The sequence below is a fragment of the Sphingobium sp. SCG-1 genome (genome assembly GCF_002953135.1).
Taxonomy (GTDB): domain Bacteria; phylum Pseudomonadota; class Alphaproteobacteria; order Sphingomonadales; family Sphingomonadaceae; genus Sphingobium.
Genome location: NZ_CP026372.1, coordinates 3,431,396 through 3,446,631 on the forward strand (window position 1 = coordinate 3,431,396; position 15,236 = coordinate 3,446,631).

The 15,236-nt window shown below is 59.8% G+C and carries 17 protein-coding genes and 2 pseudogenes; 4 read left to right on the forward strand and 15 right to left on the reverse strand.

The features are described 5' to 3' along the window. The first annotated feature begins 1 nt into the window (after position 1). On the forward strand, positions 2 to 367 hold the full coding sequence (locus C1T17_RS15855; protein ID WP_104954269.1) for a DUF6152 family protein: 366 nt from the start codon (positions 2 to 4) through the stop codon (positions 365 to 367). A gap of 4 nt (positions 368 to 371) precedes the next feature. Continuing rightward, positions 372 to 842 carry a hypothetical protein gene (locus tag C1T17_RS15860; RefSeq protein WP_104954270.1) on the forward strand — a complete coding sequence of 157 codons (471 nt, stop codon included), beginning with the start codon at positions 372 to 374 and terminating at the stop codon, positions 840 to 842. Between the two features lie 86 nt (positions 843 to 928). Here C1T17_RS15860 and C1T17_RS15865 read toward each other — a convergent pair. The 3 genes and pseudogenes from C1T17_RS15865 to C1T17_RS15875 form a co-directional block, all read right to left on the reverse strand. Then, positions 929 to 1,434, reverse strand: a pseudogene (locus C1T17_RS15865) (AIM24 family protein); the annotation flags it as partial. Between the two features lie 38 nt (positions 1,435 to 1,472). After that, positions 1,473 to 1,784 carry a hypothetical protein gene (locus C1T17_RS15870; protein ID WP_104954271.1) on the reverse strand — a complete coding sequence of 104 codons (312 nt, stop codon included), beginning with the start codon at positions 1,782 to 1,784 and terminating at the stop codon, positions 1,473 to 1,475. 4 nt (positions 1,785 to 1,788) lie between these two features. Continuing rightward, positions 1,789 to 2,286: pseudogene (locus C1T17_RS15875) on the reverse strand (heme NO-binding domain-containing protein); the annotation flags it as partial. Between the two features lie 502 nt (positions 2,287 to 2,788). Between C1T17_RS15875 and C1T17_RS15880 the strand changes: the two are divergent. Continuing rightward, the gene (locus C1T17_RS15880; RefSeq protein ID WP_104954273.1) at positions 2,789 to 4,579 is read left to right on the forward strand and encodes an EAL domain-containing protein; all 1,791 of its coding nucleotides are present in this window, start codon (positions 2,789 to 2,791) and stop codon (positions 4,577 to 4,579) included. Positions 4,580 to 5,410: 831 nt separating this feature from the next. Here C1T17_RS15880 and C1T17_RS15885 read toward each other — a convergent pair. Further along, a complete protein-coding gene (locus tag C1T17_RS15885) occupies positions 5,411 to 6,145 on the reverse strand; it encodes an SDR family oxidoreductase (protein ID WP_104954274.1) in 735 nt (244 codons plus the stop codon). Positions 6,146 to 6,275: 130 nt separating this feature from the next. Here C1T17_RS15885 and C1T17_RS15890 point away from each other — a divergent pair, with 130 nt between their 5' ends. Further along, positions 6,276 to 6,587: an ArsR/SmtB family transcription factor gene (locus tag C1T17_RS15890; protein WP_104954275.1), complete on the forward strand. Its 312-nt coding sequence runs from the start codon at positions 6,276 to 6,278 to the stop codon at positions 6,585 to 6,587. 457 nt (positions 6,588 to 7,044) lie between these two features. On the opposite strand, the gene C1T17_RS15895 is transcribed toward C1T17_RS15890, so the two are convergent. The 11 genes from C1T17_RS15895 to C1T17_RS15940 form a co-directional block, all read right to left on the reverse strand. After that, positions 7,045 to 7,365 carry a MerR family DNA-binding protein gene (locus C1T17_RS15895; RefSeq protein WP_223262646.1) on the reverse strand — a complete coding sequence of 107 codons (321 nt, stop codon included), beginning with the start codon at positions 7,363 to 7,365 and terminating at the stop codon, positions 7,045 to 7,047. Positions 7,366 to 7,756: 391 nt separating this feature from the next. After that, positions 7,757 to 8,086: a hypothetical protein gene (locus tag C1T17_RS15900; protein WP_104954277.1), complete on the reverse strand. Its 330-nt coding sequence runs from the start codon at positions 8,084 to 8,086 to the stop codon at positions 7,757 to 7,759. Between the two features lie 3 nt (positions 8,087 to 8,089). After that, positions 8,090 to 8,470, reverse strand: a complete 381-nt coding sequence (locus C1T17_RS15905) for a hypothetical protein (protein WP_104954278.1) — start codon at positions 8,468 to 8,470, stop codon at positions 8,090 to 8,092. Between the two features lie 140 nt (positions 8,471 to 8,610). Then, entirely contained in the window at positions 8,611 to 8,784 is a 174-nt protein-coding gene (locus C1T17_RS21380; RefSeq protein WP_189338374.1) for a hypothetical protein, read from the reverse strand. A gap of 112 nt (positions 8,785 to 8,896) precedes the next feature. Continuing rightward, positions 8,897 to 9,196 (reverse strand): hypothetical protein, encoded by a 300-nt coding sequence (locus C1T17_RS15910; RefSeq protein ID WP_189338375.1) that lies wholly within the window; start codon positions 9,194 to 9,196, stop codon positions 8,897 to 8,899. Between the two features lie 246 nt (positions 9,197 to 9,442). After that, the gene (locus C1T17_RS15915; RefSeq protein ID WP_104954280.1) at positions 9,443 to 10,744 is read right to left on the reverse strand and encodes an aminotransferase class V-fold PLP-dependent enzyme; all 1,302 of its coding nucleotides are present in this window, start codon (positions 10,742 to 10,744) and stop codon (positions 9,443 to 9,445) included. 46 nt (positions 10,745 to 10,790) lie between these two features. Next, entirely contained in the window at positions 10,791 to 11,255 is a 465-nt protein-coding gene (locus tag C1T17_RS15920; RefSeq protein WP_104954281.1) for a RidA family protein, read from the reverse strand. A 9-nt stretch (positions 11,256 to 11,264) separates the two neighbouring features. Further along, positions 11,265 to 11,996: an amino acid ABC transporter ATP-binding protein gene (locus tag C1T17_RS15925; RefSeq protein WP_104954282.1), complete on the reverse strand. Its 732-nt coding sequence runs from the start codon at positions 11,994 to 11,996 to the stop codon at positions 11,265 to 11,267. Beyond that, entirely contained in the window at positions 11,993 to 12,988 is a 996-nt protein-coding gene (locus tag C1T17_RS15930) for an amino acid ABC transporter permease (protein WP_223262647.1), read from the reverse strand. Before C1T17_RS15930 ends, C1T17_RS15925 begins: the two co-directional genes overlap by 4 nt. Positions 12,989 to 13,071: 83 nt before the next feature. Next, positions 13,072 to 14,193, reverse strand: coding sequence for an amino acid ABC transporter permease (locus C1T17_RS15935; protein WP_104954284.1), 1,122 nt, complete (start codon positions 14,191 to 14,193; stop codon positions 13,072 to 13,074). After that, a complete protein-coding gene (locus C1T17_RS15940; RefSeq protein ID WP_104954285.1) occupies positions 14,193 to 15,233 on the reverse strand; it encodes an amino acid ABC transporter substrate-binding protein in 1,041 nt (346 codons plus the stop codon). The genes C1T17_RS15935 and C1T17_RS15940 overlap by 1 nt, the downstream gene beginning before the upstream one ends. Positions 15,234 to 15,236: the final 3 nt, after the last annotated feature.

Genomic DNA, 15,236 nt, shown 5'->3' on the forward strand with positions numbered 1-15,236 from the left:
CATGCAGAAATTCTTCACCGCAATCTTCGCATTTGCAGGGCTTGCAGCACCGTCCGTCGCTGAGGCCCATCACGGGTGGGCATGGACGACGGGCGAGAATATTGAAATCTCTGGCAAGATCATCGAGGCAAAGCTCGGCAATCCCCATGGTGTCGTCACTGTCGACGTAAAGGGGGCACGTTGGACCATCGAGGTCGGTCAGCCTTGGCGCAACGAAAATGCAGGGTTGAAAGATGCCGACTTCGCCAAAGGCGCTACGATGCGTTTCGTCGGTGAACCATCCGCCGATCCCGCCATCAAAAGGATGAAGGCCGAGAAGATCCTGATCGGCAGGCGCAGCTTCGTGCTCTACCCCGAACGGGACTGACCGGATGGAGGACGTCTGGGTCACGCTGGCAAAGACCGATATTGCCAGCGCGTTGCGCATGTCGCGATGGGGCTATGCTGCGGTTAACACCGCCCATATCGCAGCAATCGGTATATTGTTCGGTTCGGTGATGGTGTTGGATCTGCGTCTGCTCGGGTTCTGGCGCTCAATAGCCCTCGCAAATCTGGCCCGGCCCCTCGTCACGATGGCCGCCATAGGGCTCGCCATCGTAATAGCGAGCGGGCTGCTGCTGTTTGTAACGCGGGCTGACGAATATGCTGCGCTCGGCATTTTTCGCGTCAAGCTTGCGCTAGTCACTATCGGCACGGCTTCCGCCCTTGCGCACCATCTGCGCTTTGGCTGCACACTGACTGGTGCTTCGACTGGCGTCTTGCGGATTGCGGGCATCACATCACTTATATGCTGGGCCGGCGCTCTGCTGTGCGGTCGCCTTATTGCCTTCATGGGCGAATGAGGCGACGCAACTACTGAACGCAAGATGGGTTTGCCTCCCGGGATGGGCTACATCAATGCCAATAGAAGACCATGTCGTGGCCGGACTCAGTTGTTTCCACAGATCAAATCGCCGAGCCGCAAAGAACAGAACCCTCACTGCGATGCTGTCCGCTCGGCTGTTCGCCGCGGCCAAAATGCCGCCGGCCAGCCGCGAGAAAGGCAGCGATTGAATCCAGACTTTGCCTGGTTCCGTCAATCACGCGAAGAAAAGCCCCTCCCCACCGAACAGACACTTTTGACACCGCCAGCGCGCTCGAGGTCAAAGTCGATCGTGTCGGTGTAGGCCGCCATGCAGCCTATATCGACATTCAGTTGCTGGCCAGCGCCAGTTCGCGCGCGACTACGGCACCGCCAATCTGCACGAACACCCAGCCATACCTTTCGAGCTTCTGCATGATAAAGCCTTCGCCACCAAACAGACCCGTCATGATCCGCTGTTGGAAGTGAATACCGATCGAAACCCCTTTCGCGGCCGCCAGGAAACTGTCCTTCTGGCAGATGAGACGGCCGCCATAGTCGCCGAGCCGGATCGGCAGGATCGTGCCGGGCACGGAGCCTCTGTCACGGTGCGGCTATTTTCGATTGAGCCTCAACTTGTGCGTCTTGGCGACACAATCGCTATCGATGCCGAACTCGTGTCGATCGTTTTTACTATGCCGGAAAGCTGGCTCAAAGTTTCTTCCAAGTGAACCTTTTGGGCATGAAGCTCGTGCTGGTACGCTAGGGTCGATTCCACCTGCGCCTCAAGCTCGCCATTCACCTGCGCGAGGCGCTGATTGGCAGAAAACAGTTCAAGGCTCTTGCTTTCAATAAGTTGCTCGGCCTCGGAGCGGGCACGCCGTTCCCGGTCCAGCTTCTTCTTCAGCCGTACAATAACTTCTTGCGCGTCCGCGATACTCATCGCGCTACCCAACCCGTTCAATCTCGAACCGCACGTATGAGCCCCCGGGCATTGACTGAGGGCTATGTTGAACACTCACAGGTGAAGCCAGGTGAACTGACGCACCCTTGATCACGCCGCAGGCAAGGTCTGCCAGGGGCTTACAGCTGTGATAGGCGAGCACTAATCTAGTGTCACTTCGGCTTTCCACCTTGAACGAAGGCAGCTCCGCATCTGGATAGAGCTTTCGTACTTCTTGCTCATGAAAATCATCGACGCGTTCCAGCACGTCGAACAAATCTTTGTTCGCGACGCGGGCTGGAGCATAGGACACCCACTGGCCGAAGCAGAACGTGCCAAAGCTTTCCATCAACTCTGGCATTTTCATGTCAGTGAGCTTGACCGTCGTCGTCATGAGCGAGACCATCTCCTCAAATGGGTATGTCCCGACGCTTGTGTACGCCCCGCCATTAGGAACGCGTGACGCCTCAATGACGTCCTCTAGAAGATCCTCGCCGAACTTCTGCTCGCAGAGTCACAGAATGTATTGAAAACGAGGCCATTCATATTTTTTTCCTTGGGAAGCGACTTCGCCGCTCTATGGGCCACGAGGTTCTAACGCCGCGTTCCAGTACGTGAAAGATCGGTCGAGGTGGCGCGTGCGTTGCAGGAGATGCACTGGCTAACGCGGGCAACATCTAGTGGCACGAGTGCAAGCTATGATGAGCACCGGTGATGAGGATGTGCTTGCGCACCGGACGATGATCGCGGCAAAGTTGATGTAGGTTTGGTTGCACGCTTGCTCACGGATATCTGTTTTCTCGCCCGGTCGATCGCAAGGCCATGACTGATTGGCTTTTACGGGATGCAGAAAAAGCCAGGAAAGCTTCACGCCCGCGCACCGCAGCTGCAAAGGCTGCCTGCTGAGCAGTTTGCCACTCCCAGCCACGTCAGTTTGGTGGTGCCAGCCGTCGAGCATGAATAATTAACGCCGTCGAGCTAGGGTCAAAGCAAAAGGAGTATCGATGAGGCGATCGAACGAAGCTGCCCGCCTGAGCGCGCTAAGACAACTTAACCTCCTGGACACGCCCCCGAGCGAGAGTTTCGACAGAATCACGCGCATGGCGGGCCAAATCTTTGGGCTGCCAATCTCCGCTGTGTCCCTGACTGACGAAGATCGGCAGTGGTTCAAGTCGAGATTGGGTGTGGACCATGATTCCATCCCCCGGGACAAAGCACCTTGTGCCGCGGTCGCTGAAAGCGCCGTTCCCATTGTAGTACCCGATCTTCTGGCAGATCCCTGTTATGCGACCAGTGTGCTCGCGGGCACCGGAGCGCGATTCTATGCGGGCACTCCCCTTGTCACGCGTGAGGGGCATGGCCTCGGCGCTCTTTGCGTAATCGGCACCGAGCCCAGAAACGCGACTGCAAAGGAGATGGCTGCCTTGACCGACCTTGCGGCAATGGTGATGGCGCAGATTGAATTGCAGCATGCCTTCGGGCGAGTGGAACCTGTCAGCGGCTTGCCTAATCGAAACCAGTTTTACGAGGACCTCAGTGACAAGGCACGGGATCATCCGGGTGAACCGGTGCTGATCGTACTTGTGGATCTCGCACGCGCCGAGCAAATCTCAAACATGACCGGGGTGCTTGGCTCGACCGAAGTGGACGAGATGATAAGGCATGCGGCGCGCTGGCTTCGGGAGATGTCTGCTGTCCAGCACGCGGCTTACCATGTGAGTGCTACGCAGTTCGCCCTTATCGTTCAATCCGATACCTCAGCAGAAGGTTTTGGCATTATGTTGATGGAGCGCCTCAACGCGCTTCGTGCCGGATCCGGCTTACGGTTCGTGACAACGACAGCCATAGGCATCTCCCCTATAAGCCTGGGCTTATCCTCACCTGAGGACGCTCTGCGTATGGCGCACAGCGCGGTTATCGATGCCAGGGAAACACAGCGGGGTGTCAGCATTTACTCTCATGTGACTGACCAGGCCCACCGGCGCCGCTACCGTCTTCTCGACGACTTCGGCGCAGCATTGGACAAGGATCGTGACCAGCTTCGCATCGTCGTACAACCGCGGATCGATCTTCTCTCGGACATGTGTGTGGGCGCTGAGGTTCTACTGCGTTGGCGTCACCCGGAATTGGGTGACGTGTCGCCTGCGGAGTTCATCCCTGCAGTGGAACGATCCGCTCTCGCAAAACGAACCACCGAATGGGTCCTACAAGCCGGCCTGATGCAAATAGCGGAGTGGCAGGCTGTTGGCTTGGATGTACCGCTTTCCATCAACATTTCGGCAGCCAATCTGGAAGAGCCCGATTTTGCGATGCGGGTGCAACTCTATCTTCTTAAGCATAACGTCCGCAGCGAAATGCTGGAACTGGAGCTTACTGAAAGTGCAATAATGGAGCACCCCGAGCATGCTTTGCAGCAGATGAACGCCCTTAAGGAAGCGGGTGTGAAAATCGCCATCGATGATTTTGGGACAGGTCATAGCAGCCTTGCCTATTTACAGCGGCTGCCGGCCGATGTCGTGAAGATCGACCAAAGCTTTGTGCGCGACATTACGAATGGTGAGCGGGAAGCGCAGCTCGTTCGCTCGATGATAAGTCTTTCCCATGGCCTTGGCTTTCGTGTCGTGGCCGAAGGTGTCGAAACAGCCGGTGTGTTAGACGCCCTGAGAGGCATGGATTGCGACGAGGTGCAGGGGTATCTGTTCGCTCGTCCAATGGAGACCGCGAGATTTGCCCCATGGCTGAAGGAGCAACGTACGGCTGGGATGCAAGGCACGTGCATGCTGCAGGCGGGGTAGAGACTGGTGTGGAACGTCTTTAGCTATTTCGCTTCGCTCGCACGCGGATGACGAGAAGCGGGTATCCCCTTAACCTCGACAATCATGACTTGCCCGATAATTGCTTGCTGCGCGTCTGAGCAAAAGCTTCCCTCCCGCGCGGCCAGATTGCTGCGAGCGGGTCCCTTCCCTGATGGCCCGCCGCCTTTCCAGCTACCCGATCCGCAGAGCTGATCGAAGGGAACCCAGGACTTTGCTGACGTTGTCGGGATCCCCTACAATGTTGCATCTTCGAAGCCACACACCAGCCTGGGATTGCGCCTGACTGGTTGCCATCACCAACGGGATGGAAAACTATTGCAAGCGGGCAAGAACACCGCTTGCCGATTATGATCCATTTTCTCATCGAAGATAGCACCGCATCAACGTACGAGCGCCTGAAAAAAGGGACTCGATCGCCTCCCTGGCGGCCGACTGCGCATTCCCCATCACGGGCACCATCAATTCAATGACTGCGGCTCAGTGCCGCGGGTATAAATTGCACAAACGTTGAGCTACCGTTCCGCAGCTGGGAACAACCAAAATGCAAGTGAGTGGTCGGCGTGGGTCGTGAGACGTCGTAACCGCACGATTTGGCTTGCCGGAAAAGCAATCGTAATCAAGATGTTAACAATCGATAAATGACGCTCGCTCGGCTTTACAGCCTGGAGGCTACCGAATTCGAGATGAAATGGGCGGCAGGTCTGGAGCAGCGGAGAGGTGCGCTTGGATGTCGTTAATTAGTACTCCTCGCCTCATGCGTGTTAAAGTCACCGGCCCCTCCAGCTTTGCGGAGGGGCCGGTCGCTCATTCTTAAGCCGCCGCACCTCCGTCGACATTGAGCGTGGTGCCGGTGATGTAGCTCGCGTCTGGTCCAGCCAGGAACGAGACCGCCCCCGCAATCTCCTCGACCCTGCCGTACCGGCCGAGTGGGACGAGCCCGGTCATCTGCTGCGCGAACTCGCTATCGGCAGGGTTCATATCGGTATCGATCGGTCCCGGCTGCACTGTGTTGACCAGGATGTTGCGCGATGCGAGGTCCTTTGCCCAGCCGCGTGCAAGTGCCGCCACTGCCGCCTTTGTCGAGCTGTAGACCGCGGTTGCGGGGAAGGCTAGCTCGCCCGAGACACTGCCTATCAATATGATCCGCCCGCCATCGCTGAGGTGCGGCAGCGCCGCGCGAGTGCCAACGTGCAGGCCTTTCACGTTGACGCCGAACTGGCGATCGAAGGTCTCGTCGGTATCTTCGGCGATAGTGGAAAATTCGGCCACTCCGGCATTGTGGACCAGGATGTCGATCACGCCCAGCGCCGCTGCGGCTTGCTTGACGCCCGCGCGCTGAGACGTAGGATCGGCAGCGTCCGCCTGAAACGCAAAGGCGGTGCCGCCTGCACTCTTGATCGCCGCCACAGTGGCGTCGGCGGCGGCCTTATTGCCGGCATAGGTGATCGCAACGGCCGCACCATCAGCGGCCAATCGCTTGGCGATCGCCGCACCAATGCCGCGCGACCCACCAGTAACGAGCGCCTTCTTGCCTCGAAGTGACATGTCAATCCTCCAAAATGTGGCCCGCGATCACGCGGTCGTGCGCTGTGGGCAAGCCGAAAGATGGGGTGTCACTTCGATAGTTCAATATTTCCGAACTATTAAATTTGTTTAGTCTTCCTATATCTAGGCGATGCCCCGCTTTACCCATCCCAGGCTGGAGGATGTTCCACTCGATTTAGCGCTCCACGCGCTGGCCGACCCTAATCGGCTGGGCATGGTTGCGCGCCTGGCCGCAACTGAGCGGCTGAGCTGCACCGGCGCAGCCCCGTGTGAGTCGATCCCCAAAAGTACGCTGTCCAACCACCTGAAGCTGCTGCGCGCCGCGGGGCTGATCGAGACTTCACAGGCAGGGCGCGAGATGATCAACACGCTGCGACGCTCCGATTTCGATCGGCGCTTCCCAGGCCTGCTCGAGGCGGTGCTCGCCAATCGGCCCGCCTGACGCATACGGCCGCATTGGCATGAACGTCGGCTTGCCGGTGCTCCTGGACGGCGAATTGCTGCCGCAGGGCGCGCGGGCTGACTGTCGAGCGAGGGCATAACTAGCGGTAGGTTCTGCCGCCCCGCCTCTCGACATCCGAAAATGAACGTCGGCGACGCGTAGGCGCCTCATCGGCCTAGAAGGTCCGCTTGTGGATCTTCGCGGATCCAGTAGCTGCCTGAACGAGGTCCACTTTCACATCACGGCACACAAAAAACTGCCAGTCCGCTCACCGCCATCTTGATCGAACGTGATGGAAAAACTGCCGGTCCGTACCTGAGAATCGAAAATGCGGGCCTAAATGGCGACAATGGGTCGAAATCGGTAGGCAGAATCGGGGGGCTTTACAGCCGTACCCGAGCATGAAGACTGACGATTGGTTACGACACCAGACGTCCACGCGCTGACGTGCGGCGGATCAAACGTCGAACGACGCGAGAGTGGGGCAAGGGCCCTTATCTCCCGCGCAGTATTCTGCAGCCAGTTGTTGGAGCGCGTCGCGGGCGCGACCGAGCTCTACGATTTTTGCATCCAAAGCTTCGACCCGGCTCTTCGCGAGCTCGCGGGCGCGGCTGCGATTCTGGCCCGCATCCAACTTCAGAAGTTCACGGATTTCCCTAAGGGTGAAGCCCCCTTCTATGACCCCACGGACGCGGGTATCAAGGAGCTCTATCGCGAAGCCGAAAAGGTCGAACTTCAGTTTCCCCTGACCCCTACTCTTCTTTTGCGAGGATCGCACCGGCTGCGGTCGCTCGGGTCGATACCGGAGTTCGTGACGATGACGGATCAAAAAAGGTTCTGGCCATCAATCGCATCACGGCGCGCTTTGCTATAGACTGGCATTCGCGGTTGATCGATCGCACGAAGCGCTCATTCGGCGCCATGCAGCGACGTCACCCGTTTTGAAGGCAAAGGTCATCCGGAAGCCAAAGGAGCTTCGTTTCCATATCGGCCACACATTTGGAACCCGCCCCTTCTTGCCCAAGTTCAGGCCCGAAGCGTGCGAGGATGATCTGTGGCCTGAGGATTTCGACCAATGAGATGTTTGGCCATCTCCCGCACTGCCAGTTGTCCTCGATCAACAGCTCGGCCGATCAGCGTAGCATTCGGAAGGCGTCGCCCGCAGCCGTTCAGATGATGATTGCCTGGGCTGCGTTCAGGACGTCCACGGTCGTCTGCACCTCGGGGTAAAGCTCCGCTTCCACCCCTTGTGTGTCGATTTCGACTATGAGGGCGAAACGGACCTCGGGCTCGGCTTCCTGCAACAATTTCCTCGATTTCCACCATCCGGCAACGGGATGAATGGCCAGGAGATTGCGGCGAGCAAGGTTGGATGCCTTGCATGTCAACTGGTCGATATGGAGAGACCCGACGTCGCGCCGATCGCTCCCATATTCCCAAAGATCGTCTTCATCGATCTGGGGACCGACGGGTTCGTCTGCTTTGCTGATACGGGCCATGAACTACTGGGCATTCTCGCCGCCGCGGTTCAGCTTGAAGCGCAGATTATGGGAGGCGTATCGATATCGTGACCCGCGAGAGGCTTCGGCAGGATTGGGAGCGATGAAGGAACTGAGGGCGACCCTCAAGGTCACGTTCACATTGCCGAGTTTGTGCAGTTCCTCGACAGGCCATGGCAGCGTGAAGAGTCGCATCTCCTTGTGAACGTCCCCGCCCGTTTTCTCCGAGATGCCGTACGAAATGATGACGTCCTGGACGATCAGCGAAAGAGCGTTGGAAGCGCTGCGACGGGCTCGCTCGAGGTCGGGGACGCCATAACCGTAGCGCTGGAACAGGCGCGCATAGCTACCCTTGCTCGGCTGCGCGGGAAGATCCGAGCGCATCTGCGGCGTCCCGCAGGCGGATGCCACATAGAGCGCCCGGATGGTTTCGGGCCAGAGCAGCGGATATTCGGACCATAGTTCGGTAATCTGCTTCGCCGCGATTCACGTTGCTGCGCTGGTGTCGAAAGTGAAGCTGAAGCTCACCGTAGCGCTGCCTGCGCCATGGCTGGCGTTTCGAAGGGAGAAGGCGCTTCGTTAGCGAGCGCATCACCAGCCCGGAACAACAGGCAGGCGGCGATCAGCAACCAAGCGGAGCGACGGACTTGCCGCAACCATGACAGAAAGGCGCTATGCGACCGCGTCAGAGCATACATGAATAACCTCGTAATACCGCGTCACTCCATTGGTGGAGTGGCAAAGCACATGCGCAAAGGCATGTGCTGATCAGCGGCAAACGAGGAAAACTCTATCTGCCGCGCGAGCCTTTCAGACGCGCGCGGGTGGTCCCTGGGATGGGGGCGGGGGCGCCGCCAGACGGTGCACGGTAAGGTGGGCGACGGCCTGACTTGTCACGAGCGGAGCAAACAGCGGCCGCGTTGCGTCCAGCGCAGATGGTAGTGCTGTGACCATCCCGCCGCCTAGCCCATTGGCAAAACTGCATTCACTGCCTTTGGTCTTATCACGATCGGATGGCTCACCGTCCTTCTGGATCGGAAGGAAGGCCTTTACCGCGCCTTGGCCAGTGCAGAGCGAAATGACGACATCATGGATACTTTGTGTCGGCATAAAGCCAGTCGGGATGGCAACGCGGATCGAGAGAGCACAGAGGATCAGCAGGGCAAAGAGCCCGCGACCTGTCTGCGACTGCCTGATCCAGTTGTTCATCCGGGCCGGATTACCTCCCCCTCACCCCGCGTCCATAGGGCATGATGTCCCATGGCTGAGCATCGATAGAGCGCTCAGCCCCCCAGATCAATCATGCAAGGGTGCCGGCATGGCAACATGCTGTCATACAGGCTGCCGTGCCGGGGCTCATGAAAACATATTTCGTTCGGTCTGAATGGCGGTCACCAGACGGTCCAGTTCCTGGGTGGTGTTGAACAAGGCCGGGGTGACCCGCAGCAACGGCCCGGACGCAAGGCCAGCCTTCGCGACGACCAGCAGTTTGTGCTTGCCCAGAAATTGCGCCTGCGCGCGCTTGGTGTCTTCTATCGTCTTCATGCCAGGCAGGCGAAATGCGCTGATCGCCCCATAATTGTCTTTCTCGGGCGGAAGCATAAGTTCGATTCCCTTGATGTCACCGGCACGGCCATACCAATGTTCGCGCAAGGCGCGCAGATGAGCAAATTTGCGCTGGATGCCGATATTGTTCTGGACCTCGATTGCCGCTGGAATGGTGAGCCGGGCCGCGAAATCGACGGTGCCGGTCGGGATACGCGATCGGATGTCATCGGCGTTGTGGATGCGATTGCCCAGCCAGGGGAGGATATCCTTCTGCCGGTCCTTGCGGATGTAGATGGCCCCGGTGCCAAGCGGCGCTGCCAGCCATTTATGGAGGGAGAAGCCGATGAAGTCGGCACCGGTGTCGGTGACGTCGAAAGGCATCTGGCCGACAGCCTGTGCGCTGTCGAGAATGACATCGACACCGCGCGCCTTGACCATGGCGACGATTTCCCTGACCGGCGGGATCAGGCCATTGCGGTTCGACACATGGGTGAGCAACAGCAACTTCGCCTTGGGCGTGTCCTTGAGGATTTTCTCGTAAGCAGCCAGGATATTGGCGCGCGTGTGGGGCTCAGGCAGCGAGAAGCGAACGACGTCGACGCCTCGGCTCTGTTCCAGATAGTCCATCGCATATTGCATCTCGTCATAATCGACGTCGCAATAGATGACTGCATCACCCGCCTTGAGCAGGCCATAGTTGACGATCAGGGCGTAAAGCGCCTCCGTCCCGCCGCCAGCAAGCGCGATCTCGTCGGGTTGCGCGCCGATCATCGCGGCTACCCCATCGCGCGATTTGTCGAGTTCCGGGTCGCGCGGCGCGCTTTCGACAGCGCTGCGCAGGAAGGTCGAATTATAGCGGTTCACCCATCCGGTCTTGTCCAGATAGGTGGCATGGACAGATTTGGTCATCGCCCCATAATAGGCGGCATCGAAATTGACGATCGAACGATCAACGTCATAGAGGCTGGCAAGGGTTCGTTGCAGTCCGGCGAAATCGAGCTTGGCAGGAAGCGCCGGGAAGGTTTCCGCGGCGAACGCAGGCTTTACCGTGATCATGGCAGCGACAGAGGCTGCGCCGGCCCCGGTTATAAATTGGCGGCGATTGGTCATTGAATAATACTCCGGATGGGAATGTCGTGAAGAAAAACGGAGGGGATCAAGCTGCGATTTCGATGACGGCGTCGACTTCGACGGCGTAGCCAAGGGGAAGGCGGAATACGCCTACCGCCGAGCGCGCATGACGTCCGCGGTCACCGAACACGTCGACCATGAGGTCGGAGGCGCCATTGATGACAGCAGGGATCGCATCGAAGCCCGGGCCGCCCTGGACAAAGCCGCCAAGCCGCAGGATGCGAACGACGCGATCCAGATCGCCGCCGCAGGCGCTGCGAAACTGCGACAGAAGGTTGATCCCGCAGAGCCTTGCGCCTGCTTTTGCCTGATCGAGCGTCAGGTCGATCCCGACGACCCCCTTCACGCCAGTCGAAGCACTTTTGGAGAGTTGGCCTGAGACATGGACGATCCGGCCCGATCGTGTAAAAGGAAGATAATTGGCGATGGGGGACGATTGTTCGGGCAGTGCAATGCCGAGTTCGGCAAGGCGGTTGGCGATACGAAGCATGATGTCCTCTTAGCGAACGATTTGGCGCAGGAAGGCGCGGGTGCGCGCATGCTGCGGCGACGAGAAAAAGGACGAAGGCTGGCTCACCTCGATGATCTGGCCTTGGTCCATGAAGACCACGCGGTCGGCCACCTCGCGCGCGAAGCCCATTTCATGGGTGACGCACAGCATCGTGATGCCATCGCGCGCCAGGCTCTCCAAGATGTCGAGTACCTCCTTGACCATTTCGGCGTCGAGGGCGGAGGTCGGTTCGTCGAACAGCATGATTTCCGGCTGCATGCACAGGGCGCGGGCTATGGCCGCGCGCTGCTGCTGCCCGCCTGACAACTGGCCCGGATATTTGTCTGCCTGATCGAGGATGTGGACGCGCTCTAGGAACGCCAGCGCGAGATCGCGCGCATTCTCGCGCGAGAAGCCTTTGACCTTCATAGGCGCGACGATGCAGTTTTGCAGGATCGACAGGTGCGGGAAGAGGTTGAAGCTCTGAAACACCATGCCGACGCGTGAACGGATATGCTGCAGGCTGCGGGGGTCGTCGCGTACCGCCTGTTCGCCGATGAGGATCTGGCCTTCGTCGTGCAGCTCAAGGCCATTTATGCAGCGGATCAGCGTGGATTTGCCCGAACCGGACGGCCCGCAGATCACGATCTTCTCGCCGGGCGCCACGCATAGATCGACATTGCGCAGGGCGTGATAGTCGCCATACCATTTATGGACGCCCGACAGCCTGACCGCGCTCATCGACCGGCCTCCTTCAGGGTTCGTTCCAGATGCAGGGAATAGCGGGCGAAACCGTAGCAGATCGTGAAATAGAAGAGGGCGATCGCCAGATAGGTTTCGGCATAGGGTGTGGGCCATAGCGGGTCGCTCAAGGCCACCCTGCCTGCGCTCAGGAGATCGAAAAGGCCTACCACCAGCACCAGACTGGTATTTTTGATAATGACGACGATGGTGCTGGTGAGCGGCGGGAGTACCTTGCGGATCGCCTGGGGCAACATGATCGCGAAAAGCGCGTCGGTGCGCCCCAGTCCCAGCGCTCGCGCCGCTTCTTCCTGTTGGCGAGGGATCGCCTGCAGCCCGCCGCGGATCACCTCCGCCAGATAGGCCGCCGACGACAGGGTGAAGGCGATGAGCGCCCGGATGAGATTGTCGATGGTCCATCCGTCCGGGAGCAGCAGCGGCGCCATCAGCGCGGCGATGAACAGCAGCGTGAGCAGCGGCAAGGCTCTTGCGACCTCGATAAAAGCTGTCGCGACCCAACGATAGACAGGAAACCGCGACCGACGGGCGATCGCCAGCAGGACGCCGAACGGAAACCCCAGCGCCAGCGACAGGATCGTCAGCAGCAGCGTGATGGGCAGGCCGCCCCACGCACCGGTCGGCACGAACCGCAGACCGGCGATGCCGCCGGTCATCAGCACGAGGCAAAAGGGCACAGCAAGCAGCCAGCCCATCAGGGTCGTGCGCGTCCAGTTGCGCGGGGGCATCGACCACAATGTCAGCGCGATCACTATCGCGACGACTGCTATCGGCCTCCAGCGTTCGGCTTCGGGGTAGAGGCCCAGCAGGATGAAGGGGAGCTTGACCCGGAGAAAGGCCCAGCAGGCGCCGGCGTCACGGCAACTTTCGCCATCGCCGCTCCAAACGCCATGGACGAAGGCCCAGGAAAGGAAATGCGGCAGCGCGGTCCAGGCCATCAGGAGGATGAGCAGGCTCGTCAGCATGTTGGCCATATTGCCGAACAATATGGGCGCAAGGGCCTGGCGCGGCTTTGACGGCGCAGGTCGGACAGGCTCGATGGCGGTGCGGACGTAGGTCATCGTTCCACCAGCGCCACGCGCGCGTTCAGGCGGTTCATCGCATAGGCAATGAGGCCTGCGGTGCCTAGAAAGACCAGGATCAGGATGGCGATCGCCTCGATCGCCTGCCCGCTATGGTTCATCGCCGTGTTGGCGATGAAATTCAGTTCAGGATATCCGACCACCAGAGCGATGGTCGAATTTTTGAGGATACTGATGAACTGATTGGTCATGGGCGGAATCATGACCCGCAAGGCCTGGGGCATGATGACGAGGCGCAGGCATTGCCGCTCCGTCAGGCCAAGGGCGGCGCCCGCTTCCCATTGTCCTCTCGCCACAGCGTCTATACCGCCGCGGATGATCTCGGCGGCAAAGGCGCTGGCGTAGAGGGTCGATCCCACCATGACCGCGACGAACTCCGGGGTCAGCGTGACGCCGCCGGTGAAATTGAACCGGCCAAGCTGCGGCGTGTCCGGCGCGACGCCCAGATCGAGTGCGACCCAGGTCGCGCCGCACGCCAACACGGTCGCCAGCGTAGCGAGGCTGGCCAGATGCAGCCTGCCATGCCATGCCAGCGCCGCGATCAGGATCAATCCGCCGCTCGCCAGAAGCAGGAGCGGAAGCACGGTGCCGGTAATGCCGAACGAAGTGAAATACAGGCCACGATCGGTCAGGAAAAAACCCGAAAGGGGCTGGAGCGCGTGCCGTGACGTCGGCAGGCTGACCGTTATCAGCCCGTACCAAAAGAGGAGTTGCACGACGAGCGGCGTATTGCGCACCAGTTCGATGATGCTGCCGGAAAGATGTTTCGCGAGCGGATGGCCCGATCGCCGCGCCAGGGCGAGCGGCAGGCCGAACAGCGTCGACAGCAGTAGTATGGAGACAGTGAGAAACGCGGTATTGGCCGTTCCCACGATGAAGGCCCAGCCCAGACTGTCGTTCGACGCATAGGGCAGGATAGTCTCCGAAATAGGAAACCGCGCCGCGCTTGCGAGGAAATCGAATCCGGTCATGATGCCGCGCTGCATCAGGTTGCGCACAAGATTGACGCCGAACCAGGCAAAGGCCAGCCCAAGCGCGATCAGCAGCGCAACCTGCGGCGCCCACCAGCGCCAGGTGCGGGGCGCGCGCCTGCGCATCAGTAAAAGCCGATCGGAAGCATCAGGCCGCCATCGCGTTGAAGCCTGTTCAGCCCGCGCGGAATTTTGAGCCGACTGTTCACGCCCAGATTGTTATCGTAGATATCGGCATAATTGCCGACCTGCTTGACGATCTGGTAGGCGAAATCCTCCCTCAGTCCCAGGGCGCGTCCGTTGCCTGGCTCTATGCCCAGGAAGCGCTTGACGGCGGGGTCGTCCGACATGCGCATCGCATCGACATTGCGCCGGGAAATGCCCAGTTGTTCGGCGACGATCATTGCATCGATCGCAAATTTCACGATGTCGAACCACTGGTCGTCGCCATGGCGCACCGCCGTGGTCAACGGGGCGACCTGATCGTCCGCGCGGATGATGACATAATCGTCGGGATGGGTGGACCGCGTCATCCGCACCGACTGGAGCGCCGACGCGTCCGTGACGAGCGCGTCGCAGCGTCCGGCGAGGAACGCCTGACGCGTCGCGATGACATTGTCGAAAATGACCGGGCGCAGGTTCAGGCGATATTTGCGGGACACGTCGGCGAAGGTGATTTCGGTCATCGACCCGGTCTGGACGCAGACCGACGCGCCTGCGAGGTCGGCTAATTTCGCTACGCCGTCAGACTTGCGCGCCATGAAGGCGGTGTAGTCGTAATAATTGGGGATGGTGAAATTGACCCCGTTGGCGTCACGCTGGAGGGTCCAGGTCGTGGTGCGAGGCAAGACATCGATTTCCCCGGTTTGCAGCGCGGTCAGACGTTGCTGGCCAGTCAGCGGTGCAAAGCGCGTCTTTTCCCGGTCGCCAAAGATAGCGGCGGCGATTGCGCGACAGACATCGACGTCGATGCCGCGCCAATAGCCCTTTTCATCGGGTGCGCCAAAACCGATCGTTTCCCGATTGGCGCCACACAGGACGTAGCCGCGCGCCTTGACGGTCGCAAGCGTATGGCCGGGCGCCGTCATGTCGGGCGGCGGCGCAGGCGCCGTACATCCTGGCTGGAACAGAATGCAGGCGGCAAGGAAAGATAGCCCCCGTAACATGGG